Annotated in this window: 20 protein-coding genes; 6 read left to right on the top strand and 14 right to left on the bottom strand. The window is 63.4% G+C overall.

The window, feature by feature from the left end; all coding sequences use genetic code 11:
* Nucleotides 1–37: 37 nt before the first annotated feature.
* Both waaA and OCX61_RS02325 read right to left on the bottom strand, forming a co-directional pair.
* Nucleotides 38–1309, bottom strand: a complete 1272-nt coding sequence (waaA, locus tag OCX61_RS02330; protein WP_261942448.1) for a lipid IV(A) 3-deoxy-D-manno-octulosonic acid transferase — start codon at nucleotides 1307–1309, stop codon at nucleotides 38–40.
* Nucleotides 1310–1320: 11 nt separating this feature from the next.
* On the bottom strand, nucleotides 1321–2211 hold the full coding sequence (locus OCX61_RS02325) for a LysR family transcriptional regulator (protein WP_261942447.1): 891 nt from the start codon (nucleotides 2209–2211) through the stop codon (nucleotides 1321–1323).
* Nucleotides 2212–2298: 87 nt separating this feature from the next.
* Here OCX61_RS02325 and OCX61_RS02320 point away from each other — a divergent pair, with 87 nt between their 5' ends.
* Genes OCX61_RS02320 through OCX61_RS02305 form a run of 4 tightly spaced genes read left to right on the top strand, consistent with a single transcriptional unit; the run spans nucleotide 2299 to nucleotide 5686 of the window.
* Entirely contained in the window at nucleotides 2299–2631 is a 333-nt protein-coding gene (locus OCX61_RS02320) for a DMT family transporter (protein ID WP_054887895.1), read from the top strand.
* A gap of 46 nt (nucleotides 2632–2677) precedes the next feature.
* Nucleotides 2678–3853 carry an NAD(P)/FAD-dependent oxidoreductase gene (locus OCX61_RS02315; RefSeq protein ID WP_261942446.1) on the top strand — a complete coding sequence of 392 codons (1176 nt, stop codon included), beginning with the start codon at nucleotides 2678–2680 and terminating at the stop codon, nucleotides 3851–3853.
* A complete protein-coding gene (locus OCX61_RS02310) occupies nucleotides 3850–4662 on the top strand; it encodes an aldo/keto reductase (RefSeq protein WP_261942445.1) in 813 nt (270 codons plus the stop codon). Before OCX61_RS02315 ends, OCX61_RS02310 begins: the two co-directional genes overlap by 4 nt.
* 55 nt (nucleotides 4663–4717) lie before the next feature.
* Nucleotides 4718–5686, top strand: coding sequence for a metal ABC transporter ATPase (locus tag OCX61_RS02305; protein ID WP_261942444.1), 969 nt, complete (start codon nucleotides 4718–4720; stop codon nucleotides 5684–5686).
* A gap of 213 nt (nucleotides 5687–5899) precedes the next feature.
* Here OCX61_RS02305 and hldE read toward each other — a convergent pair whose 3' ends face one another.
* From hldE to OCX61_RS02290, 3 genes are all read right to left on the bottom strand, one after another.
* Nucleotides 5900–7321, bottom strand: a complete 1422-nt coding sequence (gene hldE, locus OCX61_RS02300; protein WP_261942443.1) for a bifunctional D-glycero-beta-D-manno-heptose-7-phosphate kinase/D-glycero-beta-D-manno-heptose 1-phosphate adenylyltransferase HldE — start codon at nucleotides 7319–7321, stop codon at nucleotides 5900–5902.
* Nucleotides 7322–7451: 130 nt separating this feature from the next.
* On the bottom strand, nucleotides 7452–9260 hold the full coding sequence (gene msbA / locus OCX61_RS02295; protein ID WP_261942442.1) for a lipid A export permease/ATP-binding protein MsbA: 1809 nt from the start codon (nucleotides 9258–9260) through the stop codon (nucleotides 7452–7454).
* A 15-nt stretch (nucleotides 9261–9275) separates the two neighbouring features.
* Nucleotides 9276–10451, bottom strand: a complete 1176-nt coding sequence (locus OCX61_RS02290) for an O-antigen ligase family protein (RefSeq protein WP_261942441.1) — start codon at nucleotides 10449–10451, stop codon at nucleotides 9276–9278.
* 100 nt (nucleotides 10452–10551) lie between these two features.
* Here OCX61_RS02290 and OCX61_RS02285 point away from each other — a divergent pair, with 100 nt between their 5' ends.
* A complete protein-coding gene (locus OCX61_RS02285; RefSeq protein WP_261942440.1) occupies nucleotides 10552–11157 on the top strand; it encodes a serine/threonine-protein kinase in 606 nt (201 codons plus the stop codon).
* Nucleotides 11158–11160: 3 nt separating this feature from the next.
* Here the strand turns inward: OCX61_RS02285 and OCX61_RS02280 are convergent, their stop codons facing one another.
* The 8 genes from OCX61_RS02280 to OCX61_RS02245 all read right to left on the bottom strand — a co-directional run bounded on the left by OCX61_RS02280 (nucleotide 11161) and on the right by OCX61_RS02245 (nucleotide 20275).
* A complete protein-coding gene (locus OCX61_RS02280; protein ID WP_261942439.1) occupies nucleotides 11161–12252 on the bottom strand; it encodes a glycosyltransferase in 1092 nt (363 codons plus the stop codon).
* Between the two features lie 45 nt (nucleotides 12253–12297).
* Nucleotides 12298–13071 carry a glycosyltransferase family 2 protein gene (locus tag OCX61_RS02275; RefSeq protein ID WP_261942438.1) on the bottom strand — a complete coding sequence of 258 codons (774 nt, stop codon included), beginning with the start codon at nucleotides 13069–13071 and terminating at the stop codon, nucleotides 12298–12300.
* A 67-nt stretch (nucleotides 13072–13138) separates the two neighbouring features.
* Entirely contained in the window at nucleotides 13139–14095 is a 957-nt protein-coding gene (locus OCX61_RS02270) for a glycosyltransferase family protein (protein ID WP_261942437.1), read from the bottom strand.
* 37 nt (nucleotides 14096–14132) lie between these two features.
* Nucleotides 14133–15536, bottom strand: a complete 1404-nt coding sequence (locus OCX61_RS02265; protein ID WP_261942436.1) for a PIG-L family deacetylase — start codon at nucleotides 15534–15536, stop codon at nucleotides 14133–14135.
* Complete coding sequence (locus OCX61_RS02260; RefSeq protein WP_261942435.1) at nucleotides 15533–16429, bottom strand: antimicrobial resistance protein Mig-14; 897 nt, start codon at nucleotides 16427–16429, stop codon at nucleotides 15533–15535. The genes OCX61_RS02265 and OCX61_RS02260 overlap by 4 nt, the downstream gene beginning before the upstream one ends.
* Entirely contained in the window at nucleotides 16429–17559 is a 1131-nt protein-coding gene (locus OCX61_RS02255) for a glycosyltransferase (RefSeq protein ID WP_261942434.1), read from the bottom strand. The genes OCX61_RS02260 and OCX61_RS02255 overlap by 1 nt, the downstream gene beginning before the upstream one ends.
* Entirely contained in the window at nucleotides 17543–19300 is a 1758-nt protein-coding gene (locus OCX61_RS02250) for a carbamoyltransferase family protein (RefSeq protein ID WP_261942433.1), read from the bottom strand. The genes OCX61_RS02255 and OCX61_RS02250 overlap by 17 nt, the downstream gene beginning before the upstream one ends.
* Nucleotides 19301–19438: 138 nt before the next feature.
* On the bottom strand, nucleotides 19439–20275 hold the full coding sequence (locus OCX61_RS02245) for a 23S rRNA (adenine(2030)-N(6))-methyltransferase RlmJ (protein WP_261942432.1): 837 nt from the start codon (nucleotides 20273–20275) through the stop codon (nucleotides 19439–19441).
* Nucleotides 20276–20423: 148 nt separating this feature from the next.
* Between OCX61_RS02245 and OCX61_RS02240 the strand changes: the two genes are divergently transcribed.
* Nucleotides 20424–20690, top strand: a complete 267-nt coding sequence (locus OCX61_RS02240; protein ID WP_261942431.1) for a hypothetical protein — start codon at nucleotides 20424–20426, stop codon at nucleotides 20688–20690.
* Nucleotides 20691–20735: 45 nt separating this feature from the next.
* Here OCX61_RS02240 and putP read toward each other — a convergent pair whose 3' ends face one another.
* Nucleotides 20736–22214 carry a sodium/proline symporter PutP gene (gene putP, locus OCX61_RS02235; protein WP_261942430.1) on the bottom strand — a complete coding sequence of 493 codons (1479 nt, stop codon included), beginning with the start codon at nucleotides 22212–22214 and terminating at the stop codon, nucleotides 20736–20738.
* Nucleotides 22215–22222: the final 8 nt, after the last annotated feature.

The raw sequence follows: 22222 nt of genomic DNA, 5'->3' as shown, positions 1-22222 counted from the left end.
GGGAGCGGGTTAACCCGCGAAGAAGCCAGCACAAGCATCAGCCAAGAAGCTTGCCCAGCCCATCCAGCAAGCGCTGCAAGGCGCCCTGGTTGGCCCGCATCACCGCCCTGCCCGCCTCGCCCATGTGCTGTGCATCCTGAGGCAGCTCGATCAATCGCCGCACCGCCTCGGCCAGCCCGTCGGCGTCATCGACCTGCTGCAACGCCCCCGCCTCGCGCAACATCGCGCTGATTTCAAGGAAGTTGAACACATGTGGCCCCATGAGCACCGGCAATGCCAATGCCGCAGGCTCCAGTGGGTTATGGCCGCCCGTGGCCACCAGGCTGCCGCCGACGAAGGCGATGTCGGCCAGGGCATAGAGGAACAGCAACTCACCCATGGTGTCGCCGAGCAGCACCTGCGTCTGCGCCTCAACCGGCGTGCCGGCAGAGCGACGTACCGTGGCGAACTGCCCAGCGCACAAGGCATGCACGCCATCGAACCGCTCAGGGTGGCGCGGCACCAGGATCAGCAGCGCATCACCATGCACCTGCAGCAACTGCCGGTGCGCCTGCAGGATCAAGGCATCCTCCCCCTCATGCGTGCTGGCAGCGATCCACAGCGGACGCTGGCTGGCGCCCCACTGTTCGCGCAGTGCCCTGGCACGGGGCTGCAAGTGTTCATCGATCTTCAGGTCGAACTTGATCGAGCCAGTAACCTGCACGCACTCAGGGCGGGCACCCAGCTCACGGAAACGCCGGGCCTCGGTTTCGGTCTGCACGGCGATCAGGCTCATCTCACCCAGCATCGGCCGGGTCAGTTTGGCAAAACGCCCATAACCACGGGCCGAGCGCTCGGACAGCCGAGCGTTGGCCAAGGCCACCGGAATGCCGCGTCGGGCGCACTGGTGGATGTGGTTGGGCCACAGTTCGGTTTCCATGATGATGCCCAGCCGCGGCCGCACATGGTCAAGAAAGCGCCCAGCCGCCCACGGCAGGTCGTAAGGCAGGTAGCAATGCTGGATGCGTGGCTCATCGGCGAACATCGCGCGAATGCGCTCGGAGCCGGTCGGGGTCATGCAGGTGAGCGTGATCGGCAGGTCCGGGTAGGCCTTGAGCAGCGCACGGACCATCGGTGCCGCGGCAATGCTTTCACCGACCGACACCGCATGCACCCAGATCCCCCCCTGGCGCATGGCTGGCAGCTTGCGGGCAAAGCGCTCAGCGATGCGCTGGCCATAGGCCGGTGCCTTGCGCGCGCGCAGGTACAGGCGCAGCGCAACCAGCGGCAGGCCCAGGTGAAACAGCAAGGTATAGAGTGTTCTGTTCATGGCGGCGGAGTTTACCCGATCGCGCGCAGGTGCACCGCAAAGCGCTCGGCCAACCATTGCGCGGCCGGGCCCAGCGGTTCGTCGCGGCGCCAGGCCAGCTCCGCCACCAGCGCCGGCGGGCGCCATTCGCTGTCGAGCTCGACCATGTGCGCCTGGTAGGTCGGGTACTGCACCACATGCCGCGGCAGCCAGGCCCAACCCAGGCCGCGCATCAGCAGTTCGGCCATGGCGTAGAAGCTGTCGGCACGCCAGACGTGCGGGCTGATCGCCTCGCCGCCGGGGTAGCCACTTTGCTGCGGGGTGATCAGCAGTTGCCGGTGCCGGGCCAACTGCTGACGGGTAACCCGGCGTTCGCGCGCCAGCGGGTGGTCGGCCGCACACACCGTGACCATTTCCACACTGCCCAGCGCACGCCGCTCCAGTGCCGCCGGGATACGTTCATGGTGGAAGAACAGCCCCAGGTCGGCACGCCGCTCGGCCAGTTTGCGCGCCACATCGCCCTGGGCGCCACTGGCCAGTTGTACCTCCAGATAGGGATAGCGGCTGGCCAGTTCGTCGAGGCTGTCGATCACCGGCTGATAAGGCATGGCCTCATCCTGGGCGACCCTGAGCAGTGCTTCCTGGCCACGCATCAGCGCCAGCGCGCGGCCATCCAGGCGCTCGCACTGACGCAACAGTTCGCGGGCATCTTCGAGCAACGCCGTACCGTTTTCGGTCAGTTTCGGCTGCCGTCCGCTGCTGCGCTCGAACAGCGTGACACCCAGGTCGGTTTCCAGCAGGGCGATGGCATTGCTGATGGCCGACTGCGCCTTGCGCTGCTCGCGGGCCACTGCGGAAAACGAGCGCAATTCAGCGACCCGCAGGAAGGTGCGCAGTTGTTCAAGGTTCCATTGCTCGGCCATCTACCTATCTCCAATCAAGATAGGTAATGACTTTACCGCATCTGGGCAACCGCTAGAATGCCGAGCCAGTTACCGGAGGAACCTGTCATGAATGCCTACACCTACCTCGCCATCGCCATCTGCGCCGAAGTCATCGCCACTGCCTCCATGAAGGCGGTCAAGGGTCTGAGCACGCCTTTGCCGTTGCTGCTGATGGTGGTGGGCTACGGGATAGCGTTCTGGATGCTGACCCTGGTGGTGCGCAGCATTCCGGTAGGCATCGCCTATGCGATCTGGTCGGGCCTTGGCATCGTGCTGATCAGCGTTGCGGCGCTGGTGGTCTATGGGCAGAAGCTGGATGTACCGGCAATGCTGGGCATGGCGATGATCGTTGGTGGCGTGGTGGTGATTCAGCTGTTTTCCAAAACTGCCGGGCACTGAGGCAGCCTGTATACTTGCCAGCTGTCCCAGTCTTCGAGGTACCGCCATGCCATCCGCCATTTCCACTGACGTGCTGATCGTCGGCGCCGGGGTCGCAGGCCTCTGGCTCAATGCCCGCCTGCGTCGCCTGGGCTACTCGACGGTGCTGGTGGAGCGCGCCAGCCTCGGTGGCGAGCAGACCATCAAGTCCCAGGGCATCATTCACGGCGGCACCAAGTACGCCCTGCACGGTGCCTTGACCGGCGCCTCGGAAGCCATCGCCGACATGCCGCGACGCTGGCGCGAAGCGATCAATGGCAGCGGCGAGCTGGACCTGACCCGTACCCGCCTGCTTTCCGATGCCCATTACCTGTGGTCGCCAGGCACCCTGGCCGGCAACCTGACCAGCTTCTTCGCCAGCAAGGCCGTGCGTGGCCGGGTCGATCAGGTAAAGGGCGAGCAATTGCCACCCGCCCTGCAGGACCGCGGCTTCAAGGGCAAGGTCTACCGCCTGGCCGAACTGGTGATCGATGTGCCCAGCCTGCTCGCCAACCTGGCCGAACTGGCCGGTGACAGCCTGCTCGCGGGCGAACGTGTCGAACCGCTGCGCGAGGGCGACGAGCTGGTCGGCCTGCGCGTCGACGACCGTGAAATCCGCGCCCAACGCATCGTCTTCAGCGCCGGCGCGGGTACCGAAGAACTGCTGCATGCACTGGGCCTGAAGCAACCCGCCATGCAGACCCGGCCGTTGCACATGGTCCTGGCCAAGGGCCCGAACCTCAAGCCGCTCTATGCGCACTGCCTGGGCGGCGGTCCCAAGCCACGGGTGACCATCACCACCCACCCGGCCGCCGATGGCCAGTGGGTCTGGTACCTCGGTGGCGACCTGGCCGAAGCCGATGGCGTGGCCCGCGAGCCCGCCGCACAGATCGCTGCCGCGCAAAAGGAAATTGCCCAGCTGCTGCCCTGGGTCGATCAAGGCCAGGTGCGCTGGGCCACCCTGCGCGTCGATCGCGCCGAGCCCGCGCAGTCCGGCCTGGTCCGCCCCGACAACGCCTTCCTCGCCGAACAGCAGCGCCTGCTGGTGGGCTGGCCGACCAAACTGGCACTGGCACCGGACTTCAGTGACCGTGTACTGGCCAGCCTCGAACGCGACGGCGTGCGCCCGGCAGCTCAGGCCGACCTTGCCGGCTTGCCGCGCCCGGCCGTGGGTGTACCGGCCTGGGAGCAACTGCTGCCATGACCTTGCCAACCTTGCATGGCTTGCACCGCCCTCTGGGCAGCACCGGCTTCGAGGTGTCGCCACTGGGCCTGGGCACGGTCAAGCTGGGCCGCGACCAAGGCGTCAAATACCCCAATGGCTTCACCATCCCCAGCGATGACGAAGCGCGCCTGCTGCTAGCCCAGGCCCGCGAGCTGGGTATCAACCTGATCGACACCGCGCCGGCCTATGGCCGCAGTGAAGAGCGCCTGGGGCCGCTGCTGCGCGGCCAGCGTGATCAGTGGGTGATTGTCAGCAAGGTGGGCGAAGAGTTCGAAGATGGCCAGTCCAGCTTCGACTTCAGCGCCGCCCACACCCGCCGCTCGGTGGAGCGAAGCCTGCAGCGCCTGGAAACCGACCGCATCGAACTGGTGCTGGTGCACTCCGATGGCAACGACCTGGAAATCCTCGAGCAGGAAGAGGTCTACCAGACCCTCGCCGCGCTCAAGCAGGAAGGCAAGATTCTCGGCTACGGGCTTTCCGGCAAGACCGTCGCCGGCGGCCTGAAGGCGCTGGAGCAGGGCGATTGCGCCATGGTCACCTATAACCTCAATGAGCAGGCAGAGCGTCCGGTGCTGGACTACGCTGCCGAACACGGCAAGGCCATTCTGGTGAAGAAGGCGCTGGCCAGCGGGCATATCTGCCTTGCCCCCGGGGTCGACCCGGTGCAGGCCAGCTTCGAGCTGCTGTTCGCCCACCCGGGCGTGAGCAGTGCTATCGTCGGCACCATCAATCCGTTGCACCTGGCCCACAACGTGGCCACCGTCGCCCGTATCCTGGGCCAGCATTGAGTTGCCACCCAGCCAAGATGGGCCTGGAGACTGACCCGACGCAAGGAGGAGCCTCGTGGCGCGTACGCTGATCCGCAAGAACCCGAGCAACTTCAAGACACTGCCGCTGCATGTCGAAGCCACCGCCGAAGGCCTGGTCTACCAGAGCATCGGCATGCCCCTGAACTTCGCCCAGACCCAGCAGCGGCGGCGCGCCATCCAACTCGCCGACAAGCAGCGCTTCGTGGTCGAACTGGCCAACCTGGGTGTGTCCGTGCGCCTGACCCTGCATTGGCAGCACCGTGATTACTGGGTGCTGGTAAGGCAACGGCGCCAGGACCGTGGTGACGTGGTACTGAAACTGATTTCCGGGTATGTCCCCGCCCAGGAGATCAACCTGCCACTGCACACCGCCGTCCAGGAGGTGGCTGAAGAGTGCTTGCTGGAAACCCCGGAAGGCTGGCTGAGCGGGCGCTTCAACGACACCTGGCTGCCAGCCCCGTACGCCGCCGCACTGCATTATCGCGAAGCCTTGCCCTTCGTGCTGACCCCAGAGTCGGGTGCTGCCCGCCCGGTGCACTGCGGCAACCTGATGTTGATGGAACGGCCACGGGCCTATGTGCACTTGCCGACGGCTTCGCTGCAGCTGATCTACGACATGCGCCTGCAGGTGCCGAGGGAGGCCAAGAAACTCAGCCTGTTCCATGTCGATGAGCGGCTGGAAGGCGACCAGCTGGTAGCGCGCCTCAACCGAAAACGGCCGGATCTGTACCTGATGCCGGTACAGGATGGCCAGCCGTTGGCCGAGCTGTACACGCTGAAGAAAGATGAGCTGGTGCCGGCGAGTACCCGCGGGCTGTACCTGGCCGAGAGCTTTGCCCGGCAGGAAGGCTGGGTGGTGGCCGATGAGCGGATTCGCTGGAAGGACTGGGTGAAGCAGCAGGGGCTGGTGGAACGCAAAGCGGCGCCGGCTTCGCATCTGCAGCGCTTTGGTGACAAGGCACGGGCGCTGCTGGAACGGGCCCGCACCTCACTGCACAAGTGATATTCCTGGGCTTGCGCGGTCCATGTGGGAGCAACTGTCTTGCTCAATTTCTAGAATCTGGCGCGATACCTGTGGGAGCGGCGGTTCGGCGCCCCGATTTACCCGCGAACACCGGCGTAGCCGGTGCCATACACCGAGTTGCATTCTGCGCGGGTGAATCGGGGCGCCGAACCGCCGCTCCCACAGGGGCCGCCAAAGCGGCCCAGGGCTCGATCAGTTCTTGCGGATCTTCTCGACGATCGCTGTGGTCGAGCTGTTCTCGACCAGCCCCAGCACCTTCACGGTACCGCCATAGCCCTTGACGATATCGGCACCCACCACCTGGTCGATACCATAATCCCCGCCCTTGACCAGCACATCTGGCTTGACCTGGCTCAGCAGGTTTTCCGGCGTGCCTTCAGGGAAGCTGATCACCCAGTCCACCGCGCCCAGGCCCGCCAGCACAGCCATGCGCCGGTCAACGCTGTTGATCGGACGGCCCGGCCCCTTCAAGCGGCTGACCGAGGCATCATCGTTTACCGCGACGATCAGGCGATCACCCTGTGCCCGCGCCTGCTCCAGGTAGGTGACATGCCCGGCATGGAGGATATCGAAGCAACCGTTGGTGAAGACGATCTTCTCCTTGTGCGCCCGTGCATCGTCGATGGCCAGCAGCAACTGCTCCAGGCCCAGGACACCACGTTCGGAACCTTCCTCACGCTGGATTGCCCGGCGCAACTCCGGCGCACTGATTGCGGCGGTACCCAGCTTGCCGACCACGATGCCAGCAGCCAGGTTGGCCAAGGCCACGGCGTGCGGCAGGTCTTCGCCTGCGGCAATGGCAGCCGCCAGGGTAGAGATCACGGTATCGCCAGCGCCGGTCACATCGAACACTTCGCGGGCCCGGGCTGGCAGGTGCAGCGCCGGCTGACCGATGCGCAGCAGGGTCATGCCGTGCTCGCCCCGGGTTACCAGCAACGCGCCAAGGTCCAGGTCCTGCAGCAATTGCAGGCCTTTGGCGACCAGTTCGGCCTCATCGGCGCAACGGCCGACAATGGTTTCGAACTCGCTGAGGTTCGGAGTGATCAGGCTGGCGCCACGGTAGATGGAAAAATCCTTGCCCTTGGGGTCGGCCAGAACCGGAATACCCTTGGCACGTGCGGCCTGGATCAGGCTCTGGTGGTTTTTCAGCGCGCCCTTGCCGTAGTCGGACAGGACCAGCACCTTGACACCCTCAAGCAGGCTGTCGACTTCCGCCCCCAGCGACAGCGGGTCGGTGGCGAACGGCTCTTCGAAATCGATGCGCAGCAGTTGCTGGTGACGGCTCATGACCCGCAGCTTGACGATGGTCGGCTGGTGCGCGATGCGCTGGAACACCGAACGCACGCCAGCGGCCTGCAGGCTGTTGGCGAGGCTGTCGGCGGCCTCGTCCTGGCCGGTGACACCGATCAGCGAGGCTGGCGCGCCAAGGGCGGCGATGTTCAAGGCAACGTTGGCCGCGCCGCCGGGACGATCCTCGATCTGATCGACCTTGACCACCGGCACTGGCGCTTCCGGCGAGATACGCGAAGTACCACCATGCCAGTAGCGGTCGAGCATGACATCGCCGACCACCAGTACCGGGGCTTGATCGAAACGCGGCATGGACAACTTCATGGGCAACCCATATGAAAAATAATGAACAGGGGCAGGATATTAGCACAGGGTAGGCGACGGCTTTACGGCCAGATACACCCTGGAAAATTCCCGTGACAATCGGGGCCGATTCGGCCCCGATCAAGGCGGGTCAGGTGATATCGGCTTTTACCGGCTCATCCAGGCCCATGGCATGCAGGCGGGCATAATGGCCATTGGCCGCGAGCAGTTCGGCATGGGTGCCGCGCTCGACCAGACGCCCCTGGTCCATTACCAGGATCAAGTCGGCCTTCTCGATGGTCGACAGGCGGTGGGCGATCACCAGCGTGGTACGGCCCTGCATGACATGATCCAGGGCCGCCTGGATATGCCGCTCGGACTCGGTATCCAGCGCCGAAGTGGCTTCGTCGAGGATCAGCAGCGGCGCATTCTTCAGCAATGCCCGGGCAATCGCCAGGCGCTGGCGCTGGCCACCGGAGAGCAGCACGCCGTTTTCACCGACTTCAGTATCGAAGCCCTTGGGCAGGCGGTCGACAAACTCCTTGGCGTAGGCGTCCGCAGCTGCCGCTTCGATATCGGCACGCGGGGCGCCCGCCAGGTCGCCATAGGCGATGTTGTTGGCCACGGTATCGTTGAACAAGGTGACGTGCTGGGTCACCTGGGATACATGGCGGCGCAGGTTGCGCAGGCGATAGTTTTCGATCTCCACGCCATCGAGCAGAATCTCCCCCTGGTCGTGGTGGTAGAAGCGCGGGATCAAGGCCGCCAGGGTCGACTTGCCGCTGCCCGAGCGCCCGACCAGCGCAATCATCTGCCCAGGCTCGGCGACGAAGCTGATGTCGCTCAGCACTTCGCGCTCGGTGCCGGGGTAGGTGAAGCTCAGGTTGCGCACTTCCAGGCGGCCTGCCACACGGTCCTTCTCTACGGTACCGTTATCGAGCTCCGGCTGCTCATCCAGCTGCTCGAAAATGCTCTCGGCACCGGCCAGGCCTTTCTGGATGGTCGAACTGACTTCCGACAGTTGACGGATCGGCTTGGGCAACAGGCCTGCCGCCGTGATGTAGGCCACCAGGTCACCGGCAGTGGATTCACCTCGCAGGAACAGCACCAGGAACATCAGCGCCGCCATGGCGGTATAGATCACCAGCTGCAGCAGCGGTGTGTACAGCGAGCCGGTCTTGGTCATGTGCAGCTGCTTGTCGGTGTTGCTCTGGCTGGCCTTGTCGAAGCGCTGCTGTTCGTAGGCTTCACCGCCGAAGCTGCGGACCACCCGGTAACCCTGGATGGTCTCGGAAGCGACATGCGTCACGTCGCCCATGGCGGACTGGATCTTCTTGCTCTGCTTGCGGAATTTCTTGCTGGCAACGCTGACCATCACCGCGATCACCGGCAGGACAGCGACCATCACCAGGGTCAGGTGCCAGTTCATCCACAGCAGGTAGCCGAACAGGAACACCACCGTCAGGCCTTCACGGATAACGACCTTGATCGCATCGGTGGCGGCCCCGGTGACCATGGTCACGTTGAAGGTGATCCGCGAAATCAGGTGCCCGGAGTTGTGGTTGTCGAAATAGCGGTTGGGCAGCACCAGCAGCTTGTTGAACAGTTCCACGCGCAGGTCATGCACCAGGCACAGGGAAACCTTGGCCAGAAAGTAGTTGCCCAGGAACGAGCCCAGGCCTTGCCACGCCGCGATCAGGATGATCAGCAGCGGAACCGCCTGCAGCAACTGCAGGTCGCGCAGATAAGGAACATTGGGGAACAGGACTGCTTCCGGGTTGCTCAGCCCGTCGACGAAATATTTGAGAATCCCGGCCAGCATGGGCTGGGTCGAAGCAAAGATCACGAAACCAACGATGCTCAGCAGGAAAATGCCGACATAGGGTTTCACGTAGCTCAGCAGCCGGAAGTAGATCTTCAGGCTGGAGCTGTGCTCCGCCGGTAGCGGTGTTTCGGCCATCATCGAGCTCGCTGTTCAGGTTGAGCCGGAAATTTTACCACAGGCGTCATTTTCGGCACGTACCCATGGCAGCAACAGGGTAAGGCCGACCGGCAACCAGCTGATGAACCACTCTGCACGCGGGGTACCGGTGAGGCTGGCGGCATCGAACTGCATGGCCAGCGTCGAGAACACCCAAAGCCCCATCAGGAGCTTGCCCAGCAAGGTGTGGCGGGCCCGCACGATCTCACCGAAGGTGAACAGCCAGACGGCAATCCACAGCAGCATTCCCGGCAAACCGAGCTCGATCGCCACATGGGTAAACAAGTTGTGTGAATGGTCGAATTGCAAACCGGCGGCGTTGACCCTGTAAGACGCGCCCAGGCCCAAACCGCGCCACGGATGCTCGCCAATCATGCCCAGCACCGCTTCGAAAATTTCCGGCCGGTACGATGAGCCGCGCTGGGTGATGACGTCATACATCACGTAAAAGGCCAAGGCAGTCGCCAGCAGCGCGCCAAGGGCCAGCAAGCGGCTGTGTCGATCACGCCGCCACAAGGGTGCCAGGACCACTGTCGCCAGCAATGCAAGCACTGCCCCGCGGCTCTGGCTCAGCACCGCAAAGGCAGCGAGGCAAGCAACTGCCAGCGCCCAGACAAGCTGGCCCATACGTGCATGGGGAACTTGATACAGCAGCAACAGTGTCGCAGCGCCAATGACATAGGCGCCCAGGATCGGGTGGGAGATCTCGCCGATACCGGCCAGACGCGCCAGCAATGGCTGGCCCTGAAAAATATAGAAATGAATTATCGAGACCAGCGCCGCAAGCGCCAGCAGGCCGCCGCCAATCTGCAACAAATGCCGCATGCGATCGCTACCACCTTGGGCCAGCAAGGGGAAAGCGAGCAGGAACAGCGCTATATAAAGCAGGCGTTTGACTTCTCGCCCCGGCTCCATGGCCGATGACCAGGCCAGACTGGCTCCACCCCACACCATGAGCAATAGCAAGCTGCCCCACAAGGCGGGCTGGCGCCGCCAAGCTTCGACCAACACGCCACGCGCCGACCAAGCCAGCAGCAGTGTCGGCAACCACAGGAAGGCAATCAGTCCTTGCTGGTACAACTTGTTGCTGGGAGCCAGCGCTATGGCGCCGAGAAACCAGACCAGCCCGAACCCCAGCCAGACTTTGGCCCAATTTTTCTGATACAACATCCCTTCTCCCGCTGGATCCATAACACCATCATGGTGTTAAGGCATAAATTTCGGCATTATGGCCGGTCATTTTCAGTTGCCGGACGACAAGGTCCTATCCATGCAATGCTCCCACCTCTCCCAGGTCGACTTCGATCAGCTGACGCTTGGCGCCCAGGTATTGGAAGCTGACAGCCACGGGGCAAAAGTCTACCTGCTCGAGGATGGAAATTTCCTCAAGGTTTTTCGCCGCAAACGCCTGATTTCATCTGCACTGCTACGACCTTACTCCCAGCGTTTCGTCGATAATGCCGAGCGCCTGGCGCAGCTGGGCATCCCTACCCTCGAAGTGATCAGCCAGCACAAACTGGACCTGCCGGGCCGCACGGCGGTGCTGTATCGCCCCCTGCCGGGACGCACCCTGCTGCAGCTGTCGCGTGAGGAGGGCTTCAGCTGGGATACCACTCTGCCGCAGCTGATCAAGCTGATCCATCAGCTGCATCGCAATGGCATCTATTTCCGCTCGCTGCACCTTGGCAATGTGGTGATGACGCCTGATCAGCGCCTGGGCCTGATCGACGTGGCGGATATGCGCTTCATGCGCCCACCGCTGTCGGCACGCATGGTCCGCCGCAATGTGCAGCATATGGTGCGTTACATCGAGCGGGAGAAACTGGGCGACCGCTTCCCACTGGCTGAATTCGAAGCCGCCTTGCTGGTACGCTGAATCTCAGCCACGCAGCAGGCTTGCACTGCCTTCGCGGAAAGCCTGCCAAGCCGCTTCGGGCGCCATCGCCTGATGTTGCCGGGCAGCCAAGGCCAGACCGCAAGCCGCATCACAGTGCTTTATCAACTTCACCCAGGCCCCCACATCACCGACCGGTAAATAGTGGCCTGAGTCCTGTAGCTGCTCACGGAACACCGGCAAGTCGCTGCAAATGACCGGCACATCGGCAATCACCGCCTCCTGCACCACCAGCCCCAAACCTTCGGCGCGCGACGGCACCATCATCCAGTCAAATGCCCGGTACAACTGCTGTACATCATCGCGATGGCCACACAGGTGCACACGACCGGCCAGGCCAAGCTCATCGATGTGCGCCTGCAGAGCCGCCCGCAGCGGACCTTCACCGATGATTGCCAATTGCATGCGAGGTTGTTGGGGCGCGACCTGGGCAAAGGCTTCTATCAGCACCTCGAAGCCCTTGCTTTCGACCAATCGCCCCACTGCACCAAGCACAGGCCCATCGGCGTGCGACAACGCCAGCGCCTGGCGAGCCTGTTCGCGACTGAGCAACGGCTCGATGAAGGCCCGCGGCTCGAACGCCACGCGCAAAGCCTGCACGGGTCGCCCCAGCTCATGCGCCAGCGCGTGAGCGAGCGTCTGCGAAACAGCTGCAACGCTTAACCGATCTTCAGGCAGACTGCACAACAAGCCCAGATCGCGGTGTGACAGGCGGGTCCGGCCATGGAACAGCACCTTGGCACGCAACTGGGGCAGTTGCTCCAGCAGCGGAAGCACCAGGCGCGCGACACCAATGCCATCGAGCAACACGACCTCGGCACCTGCTTCTATCAGCGCCTTGCGCAAACGCAAACGCAGCCACGGACGCATCAGCCGCCACAGGCCGTGGCCCTTGAGCAAACGCTGCGGCAAGTGCCACTCGCGGATTTGCCCTTGCCCATGGCACAGACCACTGCCCAGCAGCAGCCAGTGACTGATTCGGGCATCGCCCCCCGCTTGGGATAGCACTTGCTGGTGAACCCTGTGGATGGACATGAACGGCTTTCCGCCCGCCCACATCACGTTGACAATGTTCATGGTGATAGCGCCCCTGTCCGGTACCAGCCTGGTGGGACTGAAGAGTCAGCTGACAAGAAAGGTAATTCCCATACCGATCACGGCGCCGATTACCAGCATCACTGCAAGTTTCGCCTGCTCACGCTTGCGCCGCTTGGCCTTGCGCCGGACCTCCTCGGGCAAGGTCACGTGCTTGCCGAAGCCCGTATGCAAGACCGCATCGCCCTCCAGCTCGACCGCAGTCAGATTAAGCTCGGCATAGCGCCGGGAAAGTGCTTTCTCACCAGAATAGGCGGCAAATGGCGCACACCGCTGATAATCACTCAATCGACGCAAGCCCGGATTGAGCGAGAACGCCTGCCAATCTGCCTTTTCCGACAGCAGCGGATACAACGGCACCCCAGCGATCACCTGGCGCGCCCCCAGAGAAATGTATGGGCTGTGGATCGCCAGGTCATGGGCATGGCTACGCAACCAGACCTGCAGCACCCCCGGACTGACATCGAGGACCGCCTGGGAATCCTCTACGAACGCCTCACGGTAGAACTGCCAGTCATCTTCGCAATGGAAGATGTAGGTCGTCTTGACGTGGCTGTAGGCCAGGTCGATCGAGGCCAGCTGGCCAAGCTTGGGCCGGTTGACGAACACCGTGCAATAGGGCTTCCAGTGCTCCGGCACAGCACCCTGCACGGCATCGTCACCAGAGTCTTCAGTGATGAAGACTTCGCGTATGGGCGCGGTATTGTAACGATCGAAACTCTCAAGGGTTTGCTTGAGCAGATCGAATCGACCGCAACTGGTCACAACCAGCGTGACTTCGCTTTCCTGAGAGAAACGCACCGTACTCCCTCCGCGCTACCACGATCAACTTTTCACTGCCCGTCCCTGGCCGCACACGCTCTTGTGGCTAAAAGCCCAGCTTCAACCGCAGCTGCTGCCATGCAGACAATGGCGGATGGGGCCTCAGTGCTGGACGCAGGTGTTCAACGATGCTACGGCCAACTTCGCCGAAACTGAAGCGCGATACGGCCAGTTGACGACCATTCTCGGCAATTTTCCCAGCAAGTACCGGGTCGGCGCGCAAAGTACGCAACTTCGCCTGCAAGACCGGGATGGTGTCGTAGAACACCACATTGTGCATGTCCTGCAGACCGAGAGCGCGATTTTCCTCCTCGCCCTGGTCGAACGCCAGCAGCACGCAGCCACAGGCCATGGCTTCGAAGTTCTTGATCATATACTCGCCCATGCCGACATCGGCACTGACGAAGAAACGAATACGATTCAGCGTGTTGCAATAGTCCTCACCCGACTTGGTGCGGGTCACCACCAGGTTCTCGACCCGCCCCAGTTCATCCAGCAGCGCCTTGCGCCCGCTGTAGGCAACACTGTTGGTGCTGCCGACGAAGGCCAGTTCGATATCGCGCTCGCGGCCTTGGTCGGCGAGCAGCTGCTCATCGTAGCCCTTGGGCACGAACACCGCGTCAAAACCCTCCTGGCGCAGGCGTTCGCTGACCATGTAGCCCGAGCTGATCACCCGCGCCCAGGGCAGCTTGCGGTAATGCGCGCTGAACTTGCCGGTGTACTTGCAGGGTATGTAGTTCTGGTAGGCGTCATGTTCGAGAATGACCAGGTTGGGTACCGTGCGGATGAATGCTACCTGACGGATCTCTTGCTTGAAGCGCAGGAAGAAGACAATGCGGTCATAGCGCTCGACCTGCACTTCACGCTTGAAATAACGGCGCAGGTTGCGCTGGTCTTCGCTGCTCAGCCAGCGCAGGTCACATTCACAGTTGGCCGCGACGCCGTCGTACAGGCGATCGAGAATCGCGCGCTGTTCCTTCTGTACCAGAAATAGGACTTTCATTGCTTTCCTTGGGCGCTCTGCGCCACCGCGGTCAGGTTTAGAGCTCACGCCGCCAGAACAATTCGTGCCGGCGCACGGCCTTGCGGAAGAACTCGTTCTCCCCGTAAGGCGACGCTCGGCGCCCGGCCAGCCAGCGCTGCAGCAACCGGCGCAGGCGGCGCTTGAACGGTGCCGGAGGCTGCAGGTCGTGCATCATGCCCAAGGCCATGGCCTTGTCACGCTGGGTGGCGACATCCAGCAGCAACGCGCACGGCGCCCAGGCCTGTTCGGCGCTCAGTTGCGGCGGCAGGGCCACACCATCGCCGCTGTCACCCATTGGCCAGCGGTCGTTGTCATGCAGGTGGTTGGCGTAACACAGCAGCGTCTGCGGCTGCCAGGCCAGGCCCTGCAGGGCCTCCAGGACGGCCGCCTGGGCACAGACATGATCAGGATGTGGGTCGAGCTGCGGATGCGGCATCACCAGCACCTCGGGCCGAGCCATGTCCAGCAGGGCGCGCAGGTCGGCCAACAGGTTGTGCCAGGTTGGCGCACCATCGCGGTCGGCCGGCAGCGGAAACGGATTGAACTGACGGAACGGGCGGATATCGGCCATGTCTGCTTCGCGGGACACGGCAGGCTGATCGGGGGCCGCCTGCATGGCAGGCAGCTGCAGGCAGAAGTACCCCAACTGCACGCAACGCGATTCTGGTACGCCGCCCCAACGTGGCACGGCGATGCTGTCCCAGGCGCGCAGGCGGCCCTTCAGGCGGGCAGCCTCTGACTTGCCCAGGCCCATCTGCTGATAGTGCTCGGCCTCGATCTCACCTGCGGTCAGGGTCACCACCCAAGCCTCGTCCGCCTGGCTGTACAAACCATAGGCAGCCAGCTCGGCATCATCGGCATGCGGCGCGATCACCATCACGCGGCGACGCTGCAGCTCGACACGGGGGGTTATCCACAGGCGTGGCTCGCCCTGCAGCCGGCAATGGCGCCCGCGCAGGCGCAGCGTGCCCGCCTGCAGAGCTGACGCCAGGCCGGTAAGGTTGAGGAAGCGCAGCCCATCGACACCACGTTCGAAGGTTTGCCGGTCGCCGAATTCGGCGCCATGCAGCTCGACCCGCGGATCCAGGAAGCGCCCTAGCCAGCCACTTTTCACCCGTACTTCAAGCACCAGGGTTTCATCGCCCTGCAACGCCGCATCCGCCTTGAGCAGCCCGTCACGCAGCACGACCGGCGCTTGGTGGCTCAGTTCGCCGAAGCGATAGGCGTAATCCTCGCCGGGTGCATAGAACAGGTGATCGGCGAACCAGGCCTCGTGAGCGGCCCAGAGCAGCGGCAGCAGCAACAGCGGCAGCCACCACCAGGCAAAGACCCCCAACGCTACCAGTACGACCAGGCTGGCAAGCAGACCCAGGCGCTTGTTGCGCCGATGGCGCTTGAGCAACTGCTGTTTGCGGCTCACGACTGGAATACCGGCACAGGGTTGCACCAACGGTCCTTGTACTCACGGTCGGCACGACCGAACGAGAAGCGCAGCGGCTTGTTGCGCGCACGGGCATCTTCCCAGGCCGCCTGGGTATTGAGGAAGCTCAGCACGCTACCGGGGCTGAAGGCCTTGGTTTGCGGATCGACGCCGCCGTTGATGTATTCCACGCTGATCCACTCTGGGGCTTCGACGCGATACACCAGCTGAATGGCGATCGGCTTGTCCTCGAGCATCAGCACCGAGCCGATCAGTAGCTCACGCAGGCGCTCCAGCACATCGGCCATGCGCTCGGCACCGGTGGCAGGGAAGCCCCAGCGGCGCTGGAACAGGTCGCAGTACATGGTTGCAATCTGCGGCGCACTGAAGTCGCTGATCGGGCGCACCACGCCACCCGCTTCTTCCAGCAGGCGCAATTCGCGGCGCTGGTTGTAGCGGAACTTCTTCGACAGGTCTTCGTGGGCGCGGGCCATGGCCAGCTGCTCCTTCTGCACCTTGAGACCGCTGAAGCGGCCCTGGTTCAGCTCGGACAGGTAGCGTGCGGCATGGCGTAACGGCGCGCCGGCATCAGCCACCGCCGGCAGGATGATCTCGGCATTGCCAAGGTCGAACAAGGCTTTCTTGCCCGCACGCTTGAGCACGTCCTTGGACAGCGCCAGATGGCGCCCCCAGGTCGGGATGGCAGCTTTGAGCTCACCCGCTTGGTACCACCCCAGGTAACGCACGGGAATCTGCGCCAGGCCCGCCAATTGCTCGACCACCAACGGGTGCGTCGCGACGCTGCCACCAAAACGCGCCCACGCCTCGGCGTAGCCTGCCGCGTCGATGACTTGCCAGCCGCGCTCGCGGATGGCCTGAATGTGATTGAGCATCAAGCCTTCCCCACCAGCGCACGAACCTGTGGCAACTGCCAGAACGCTTCGCGCACCGCCTGGTCGGAGAAACGCTCATGCAGGCGCCGCAGCATGTGCGCAGCACAGGCATCTCGCTGCTGTGCATCCAGCGCAGCCATGTGCCGCAGGGCTTGCGCCAGTTGCGCGGCATCGGCCAGCGGGAACAGCACGCCAACGCCTTCGACCACTTCACGAGCACCGCCACAAGCCGTGGCCAGCACCGGTACGCCGGCGACCATGGCTTCGAGCAGGACCATGCCGAACGGCTCATGATCGGAGCTCAGGGCAAATACATCGAAGGCCTGGAAATAGCGACGGGCATCCGCCACCTGGCCAAGGAAATCCACCTGCCCGGCAATGCCCAACTCGGCAGCCTGGGCCTTGAGCTTGGCCTCCAGGCGGCCCTTGCCAAGGATTGCCAGGCGCGCGCCGGCTGGCAGGCCCGGTAGCGCCTCGGCAAAGCCACGCAACAAGGTCGCCTGATCCTTGTCAGGGTGCAGGCGGCCGACATTGCCGACCACCCACGCCTGGGCATCCAGGCCCAACGCCTCACGGGCCTCGGCACGGGGCACCAGGGCAGCTTGCAGGGCGTCGATGTCGATACGGTTGTACAGCGTCTGGATACGCTCGGCCGGCCACTGCGGCAGGCAACGGCGCATGTCGTCACGCACCGCATCCGACACACCCAGCAGGCTCAGGCGCTTGCTGAACAGGTTGGCAAACAGACGCCGGCCCTTGCGCTCATAGTCGCCAAACGCATGGTGCACGCCGATCACCGGCAAGCCGGTGCCCAGCAGCGCGACATAGATCGGCTTGAAACGGTGAGCGATGCAGAAGCTGAAATTGCGCTCGGCCGCGATGCGCCGCAGGGCACGAATCGCACCGAGTTTCAGACCACGCACGGCCTTGGAACTGAATTCGAGAAACAGCACTTCGTCCGACGCACACCCAGCCGCAACGTGCGGGTCGGCAGCGCCGGTGAGGAACACGGTGGTGACCTTGTAGCCGCTGCCCTGGAACAGGCTGGCGTACTGACGGGCACAATCGAGGAACGGCCCGTCATAGCCATGGCAGAACTGCAGGACCCGCGCTTCAGAGCGGCTGGTCATAGGCGGCGGCGCCGTCCTTCACGACCAGGATGTCTTCCATGATCAGGTACTGCAGGTCCGAACCGAAGAACATGTTCAGCGCATCGGTCGGCGAGCAGATCATCGGCTCGCCACGACGGTTCAGCGAGGTGTTCAGCGATACGCCGTTGCCGGTCAGGTCTTCCAGCGCCTTCATCATGTCGTAGTAGCGCGGGTTGTATTCGCGCTTGAGCACCTGGGCACGCGAGGTACCGTCCTCGTGGACCACTTCCGGCACACGGGTCTTCCACTCTTCAGCCACTTCGAAGGTGAAGGTCATGAACGGTGCGGGGTGATCGACCTTGATCATCTGCGGGGCGACGGTATCGAGCATCGACGGGCAGAAAGGTCTCCAGCGCTCGCGGAACTTGATCTGCTCGTTGATGCGGTTGGCCACGCCCGGCACGCTCGGGCAGCCAATGATCGAACGCCCGCCCAGGGCACGCGGGCCGAACTCCATGCGACCCTGGAACCAGGCCACCGGGTTGCCTTCGACCATGATCTTGGCGATACGCTGCGGCATGTCGTCGAGCTTGCGCCACTTTGGCGCGTTCGGGTGACGGGCGCAGGCGGCGATAACGTCCTCGTTGGTGTACGAAGGGCCGAGGTAGACGTGCTCCATCTTCTCGACCGGCACGCCGCGGGCGTGGGAAACGTAGGCCGCAGCACCGACGGCGGTACCGGCGTCACCGGAAGCCGGCTGGACGAACAGTTCCTTGACGTCAGGGCGGGCGATGATCTTCTGGTTGAGCTTGACGTTCAGCGCGCAGCCGCCGGCGAAGGCCAGCTTGCCGGTTTCACGCAGGGTGTCGCCCAGGTAGTGGTCGATCATCTGCAGGGCGATCTTCTCGAACAGCGCCTGCATGCTGGCGGCGTAGTGGATATACGGCTCGTCGGCGATGTCCCCTTCGCGCTTGGGACCCAGCCATTCGATCAGCTTCGGCGAGAAGTAGAAGCCTTTGCCCTTCTCTTTATGGCGGCGCAGGCCGATGACGTTGGCGTACTCGGTGTTGATCACCAGTTCGCCGTTCTCGAAGCTGGCCAGGCGGGAGAAGTCGTACTTGCTGGCATCGCCGTACGGTGCCATGCCCATGACCTTGAACTCGCCGTCGAGCATCTCGAAGCCGAGGAATTCGGTGATCGCGCCGTACAGGCCACCCAGCGAGTCCGGATCGAAGAATTCCTTGATCTTGTGGATCTTGCCGTTTTCGCCGTAGCCGAAGAAGGTGGTGGCGTACTCACCCTTGCCGTCGATGCCGAGGATCGCGGTCTTTTCCTTGAAGCCCGAGCAGTGGTAGGCGCTGGACGCGTGGGCCAGGTGGTGCTCGACCGGCTCGATCTTGACCTTCTTCGGGTCGAAGCCCAGCTGCTCCAGGCACCAGACAATCTTCTTGCGATAGCGCTTGTAGCGACGGTTGCCCATCAGGATCGCATCGAGGGCGCGGTCCGGGGCGTACCAGTAGCGCTTGGCGTAGTGCCAGCGGGCCTTGCCGAACAGGCTGATCGGGGCGAACGGGATGGCCACCACGTCAACGTCGGACGGTTTGATGCCGGCTTGTTCCAGGCAGAATTTCGCCGACTCGTAGGGCATGCGGTTCTTCGCATGCTTGTCACGCACGAAGCGCTCTTCTTCGGCGGCGGCAACCAGTTTGCCGTCGATGTACAGGGCCGCGGAAGGGTCATGGCTAAGGGCGCCGGACAGGCCAAGAATCGTCAATGCCAAGGGATTAGCCTCTTCATTCGGTAGAGATGCGCCAGCGGCCTCATGGGCGGGTGGCGGCTAAAGGGCGAGATTATAACGCAAACCTATGCGCAACGCGGCAACCTGTGCCGGCCTCGTGGCCGGCACAGGCACCTGCAATTATTCGGCGATCAGCCAGTCCATGCGGAAGCTGCCAGCCGTCTGCGCCAGCGCCTTGGCCAGCCACGGCAACAGCTCTTGCAGCTCTTCTTCCAGCCCCCAAGGCGGGTTGGCGATGGCCAGACCAGAGCCATTGAGGCCCTGCGGGCTGTCCTGATGGTGCACATACAGCTCGACCCGCAACAATTTCGGTGCGCCGGTGCTGGTCAGGTCCTGGTAGAAGCGGGTCAGCGAACGCTGGTCCTTGATCGGATACCAGATGGCCGCGACGGTCTGGCGCATGCGGCCGATCGCCTCTTTCATCGAGGTGGTGCAGCGCTTGAGCTCGTCCGCCTGCTCGAACGGCGGATCGATCAGCATGATCGCGCGCTTTTCCTGCACGGGCAGCAAGGCCCGTGGCACGTGCCAGCCTTCGCCCAGGTGCACGACCACGCGCGGATCCTTCTTCATGTTCTCTTTGAGCAGCGGCCCGTCTTCCGGGTGCTTTTCATTGAGCAGCGCACGGTCCTGCTGACGCATCAGGCGGCGAGCGAGCTCGGGCGAACCCGGGTAGTAGCGCAGTTCACCATCGGCATTCAGGCGCTTGATGATGCGCAGGTAGTCCGCAGCCATGGCCGGCAGGTCTTCGCGGTTCCACAAGCGGGCAACGCCCTCCAGGTACTCACCGGTGCGGGCCGCCTGATCACCTTGCAGGTCGTAAAGACCGAGGCCGGCATGGGTGTCGATGTAGGCGAACGGCTGCTCCTTGCGCGACATCAGGGCGATGAGGCGGGTCAGCACGATATGTTTGAGGACGTCGGCGTGGTTGCCGGCGTGGAAGGCGTGACGATAGTTCATGGCAACTCCTGCGCGGGCAGCAAGTTTACCCTGTCACGATGACGGCGTCAGGTACGGCGGTCGACAGCGGGGAAGGGAACGCTTCCAGATCGTTTCACCCATCCAATGCAGTGACACTCATGGCTCCATTCAACCACGAGTAACTGAAATGAAAGCCTCCATCAAACTCGAAAAAACCGGAACGACAGCCAGGCTCCACGGAACCCTGGGCACCATCAACACCCCTTACAGCGCCGTCCTTGAGCTGACCGGCCCAAATGGCAAGTGCGATGAACTGGTAGTACCTTCCTCCGGCAATGAAACCTGGGAGATGACCCTGGACAATTGCGCCCCCGGCAATTACCAGGCCGTGATCCGCCCCAGGGAAAGCCAGGCATTCGAAGCCACCCTGCTGAAATTTTCGATCACATCGTAACCCCGCCTGCAGCCGGCGGCAGCAACTGCCGCCGGCTTGGCCAGATCACTTGTCGGCGTGATAGGCGGCATCAGCCGCCTCGAAGCGTTGCACCATCGCCTGCGACGGGCTGCCCAGCTTGCTCACAACCACGATGGCGATACTGGCGAACAGGAAGCCCGGAATGATCTCGTACAACCCGAGGGTGTCGAAGTTCTTCCACAGGATTACCGTCAGCGCACCGACCACGATACCGGCCAGCGCGCCGTTGCGGGTCATACCCTTCCACAGCACCGAAATCAGCACCACCGGGCCAAAGGCAGCACCGAAACCGGCCCAGGCGTAGGCCACCAGGCCCAGCACGCGGTTTTCCGGGTTGGCCGCCATGGCAATGGCGATCAGGGCCACGGCCAGCACCATCAGGCGGCCGACCCACACCAGCTCACCCTGCGAAGCGTTCTTGCGCAGGAAGGACTTGTAGAAGTCTTCGGTCAGGGCACTGGAGCAGACCAGCAGCTGGCAGCTCAGGGTGCTCATCACCGCCGCCAGGATGGCCGACAGCAGCACACCGGCGATCCACGGGTTGAACAGGATCTTGGCCAGTTCGATGAACACGCGTTCATGGTTCTCGGTGACCGGGCCCGCCAGGTCAGGGTGCGCAGAGAAGTAGGCGATCCCGAAGAAACCCACGGCACAGGTACCAGCCAGGCACAGGATCATCCAGATCATGGAGATGCGACGGGCGTTGGCGATCGACTTCACCGAGTCGGCGGCCATGAAGCGCGCCAGGATGTGCGGCTGGCCGAAGTAGCCCAGGCCCCAGCCCATCAGCGAGATGATGCCGACGAAGGTGGCACCCTTGAGCATGTCGAAGTTGGCCGGGTTCTGCGCTTCGATGGCCAGGAAGGTGGTATCGAAACCACCGGTGGAGATCAGCACGATCACAGGAGTGAGGATCAGCGCGAAGATCATCAGCGAGGCCTGCACGGTATCCGTCCAGCTCACCGCCAGGAAGCCACCGACGAAGGTATAGGCGATGGTCGCCGCGGCACCCGCCCACAGGGCGGTCTCGTACGGCATGCCGAAGGTGCTTTCGAACAGGCGGGCACCGGCGACGATGCCAGAGGCGCAATAGATGGTGAAGAACACCAGGATGACGATCGCCGAGATGATCCGCAGCACGCCGCTGCTATCTTCAAAGCGGCTGGAGAAGTAGTCGGGCAATGTCAGTGCGTCACCGTTGTGCTCGGTCTGCACGCGCAGACGGCCGGCAACGAACAGCCAGTTCAGGTAGGCACCGACGGTCAGGCCGATGGCGATCCAGGCTTCGGAAAGGCCGGAGAAGTAGATGGCGCCCGGCAGGCCCATCAGCAGCCAGCCACTCATGTCGGACGCACCGGCGGAGAGCGCGGTAACCACGCTACCCAGGCTGCGACCGCCGAGGATGTAGTCGGAAAGGTTGTTGGTGGAGCGATAGGCCGCGAAACCGATCAGCACCATTGCCGCGATGTAGATCACGAAGGTGATCGTTAGTGGATTGCCCATGCGTGTGC

The sequence above is a fragment of the Pseudomonas sp. LRP2-20 genome (genome assembly GCF_024349685.1).
GTDB lineage: Bacteria > Pseudomonadota > Gammaproteobacteria > Pseudomonadales > Pseudomonadaceae > Aquipseudomonas.
Note: the sequence above shows the minus strand (reverse complement) of the source record. Positions and strands in the feature narration are given on the sequence as shown.

Bases quoted from the DNA above. Each gene is read 5' to 3' on its own strand.
- putP (WP_261942430.1), bottom strand. From the start codon at position 22,214: ATGGGCAATCCACTAACGATCACCTTCGTGATCTACATCGCGGCAATG.
- OCX61_RS02255 (WP_261942434.1), bottom strand. From the start codon at position 17,559: ATGACCAGCCGCTCTGAAGCGCGGGTCCTGCAGTTCTGCCATGGCTAT.
- OCX61_RS02285 (WP_261942440.1), top strand. From the start codon at position 10,552: ATGCAATGCTCCCACCTCTCCCAGGTCGACTTCGATCAGCTGACGCTT.
- hldE (WP_261942443.1), bottom strand. From the start codon at position 7,321: ATGAAGTTGTCCATGCCGCGTTTCGATCAAGCCCCGGTACTGGTGGTC.
- OCX61_RS02240 (WP_261942431.1), top strand. From the start codon at position 20,424: ATGAAAGCCTCCATCAAACTCGAAAAAACCGGAACGACAGCCAGGCTC.
- OCX61_RS02245 (WP_261942432.1), bottom strand. From the start codon at position 20,275: ATGAACTATCGTCACGCCTTCCACGCCGGCAACCACGCCGACGTCCTC.
- waaA (WP_261942448.1), bottom strand. From the start codon at position 1,309: ATGAACAGAACACTCTATACCTTGCTGTTTCACCTGGGCCTGCCGCTG.
- OCX61_RS02320 (WP_054887895.1), top strand. From the start codon at position 2,299: ATGAATGCCTACACCTACCTCGCCATCGCCATCTGCGCCGAAGTCATC.
- OCX61_RS02310 (WP_261942445.1), top strand. From the start codon at position 3,850: ATGACCTTGCCAACCTTGCATGGCTTGCACCGCCCTCTGGGCAGCACC.
- OCX61_RS02270 (WP_261942437.1), bottom strand. From the start codon at position 14,095: ATGAAAGTCCTATTTCTGGTACAGAAGGAACAGCGCGCGATTCTCGAT.
- msbA (WP_261942442.1), bottom strand. From the start codon at position 9,260: ATGGCCGAAACACCGCTACCGGCGGAGCACAGCTCCAGCCTGAAGATC.
- OCX61_RS02325 (WP_261942447.1), bottom strand. From the start codon at position 2,211: ATGGCCGAGCAATGGAACCTTGAACAACTGCGCACCTTCCTGCGGGTC.
- OCX61_RS02315 (WP_261942446.1), top strand. From the start codon at position 2,678: ATGCCATCCGCCATTTCCACTGACGTGCTGATCGTCGGCGCCGGGGTC.
- OCX61_RS02260 (WP_261942435.1), bottom strand. From the start codon at position 16,429: ATGCTCAATCACATTCAGGCCATCCGCGAGCGCGGCTGGCAAGTCATC.
- OCX61_RS02290 (WP_261942441.1), bottom strand. From the start codon at position 10,451: ATGTTGTATCAGAAAAATTGGGCCAAAGTCTGGCTGGGGTTCGGGCTG.
- OCX61_RS02280 (WP_261942439.1), bottom strand. From the start codon at position 12,252: ATGAACATTGTCAACGTGATGTGGGCGGGCGGAAAGCCGTTCATGTCC.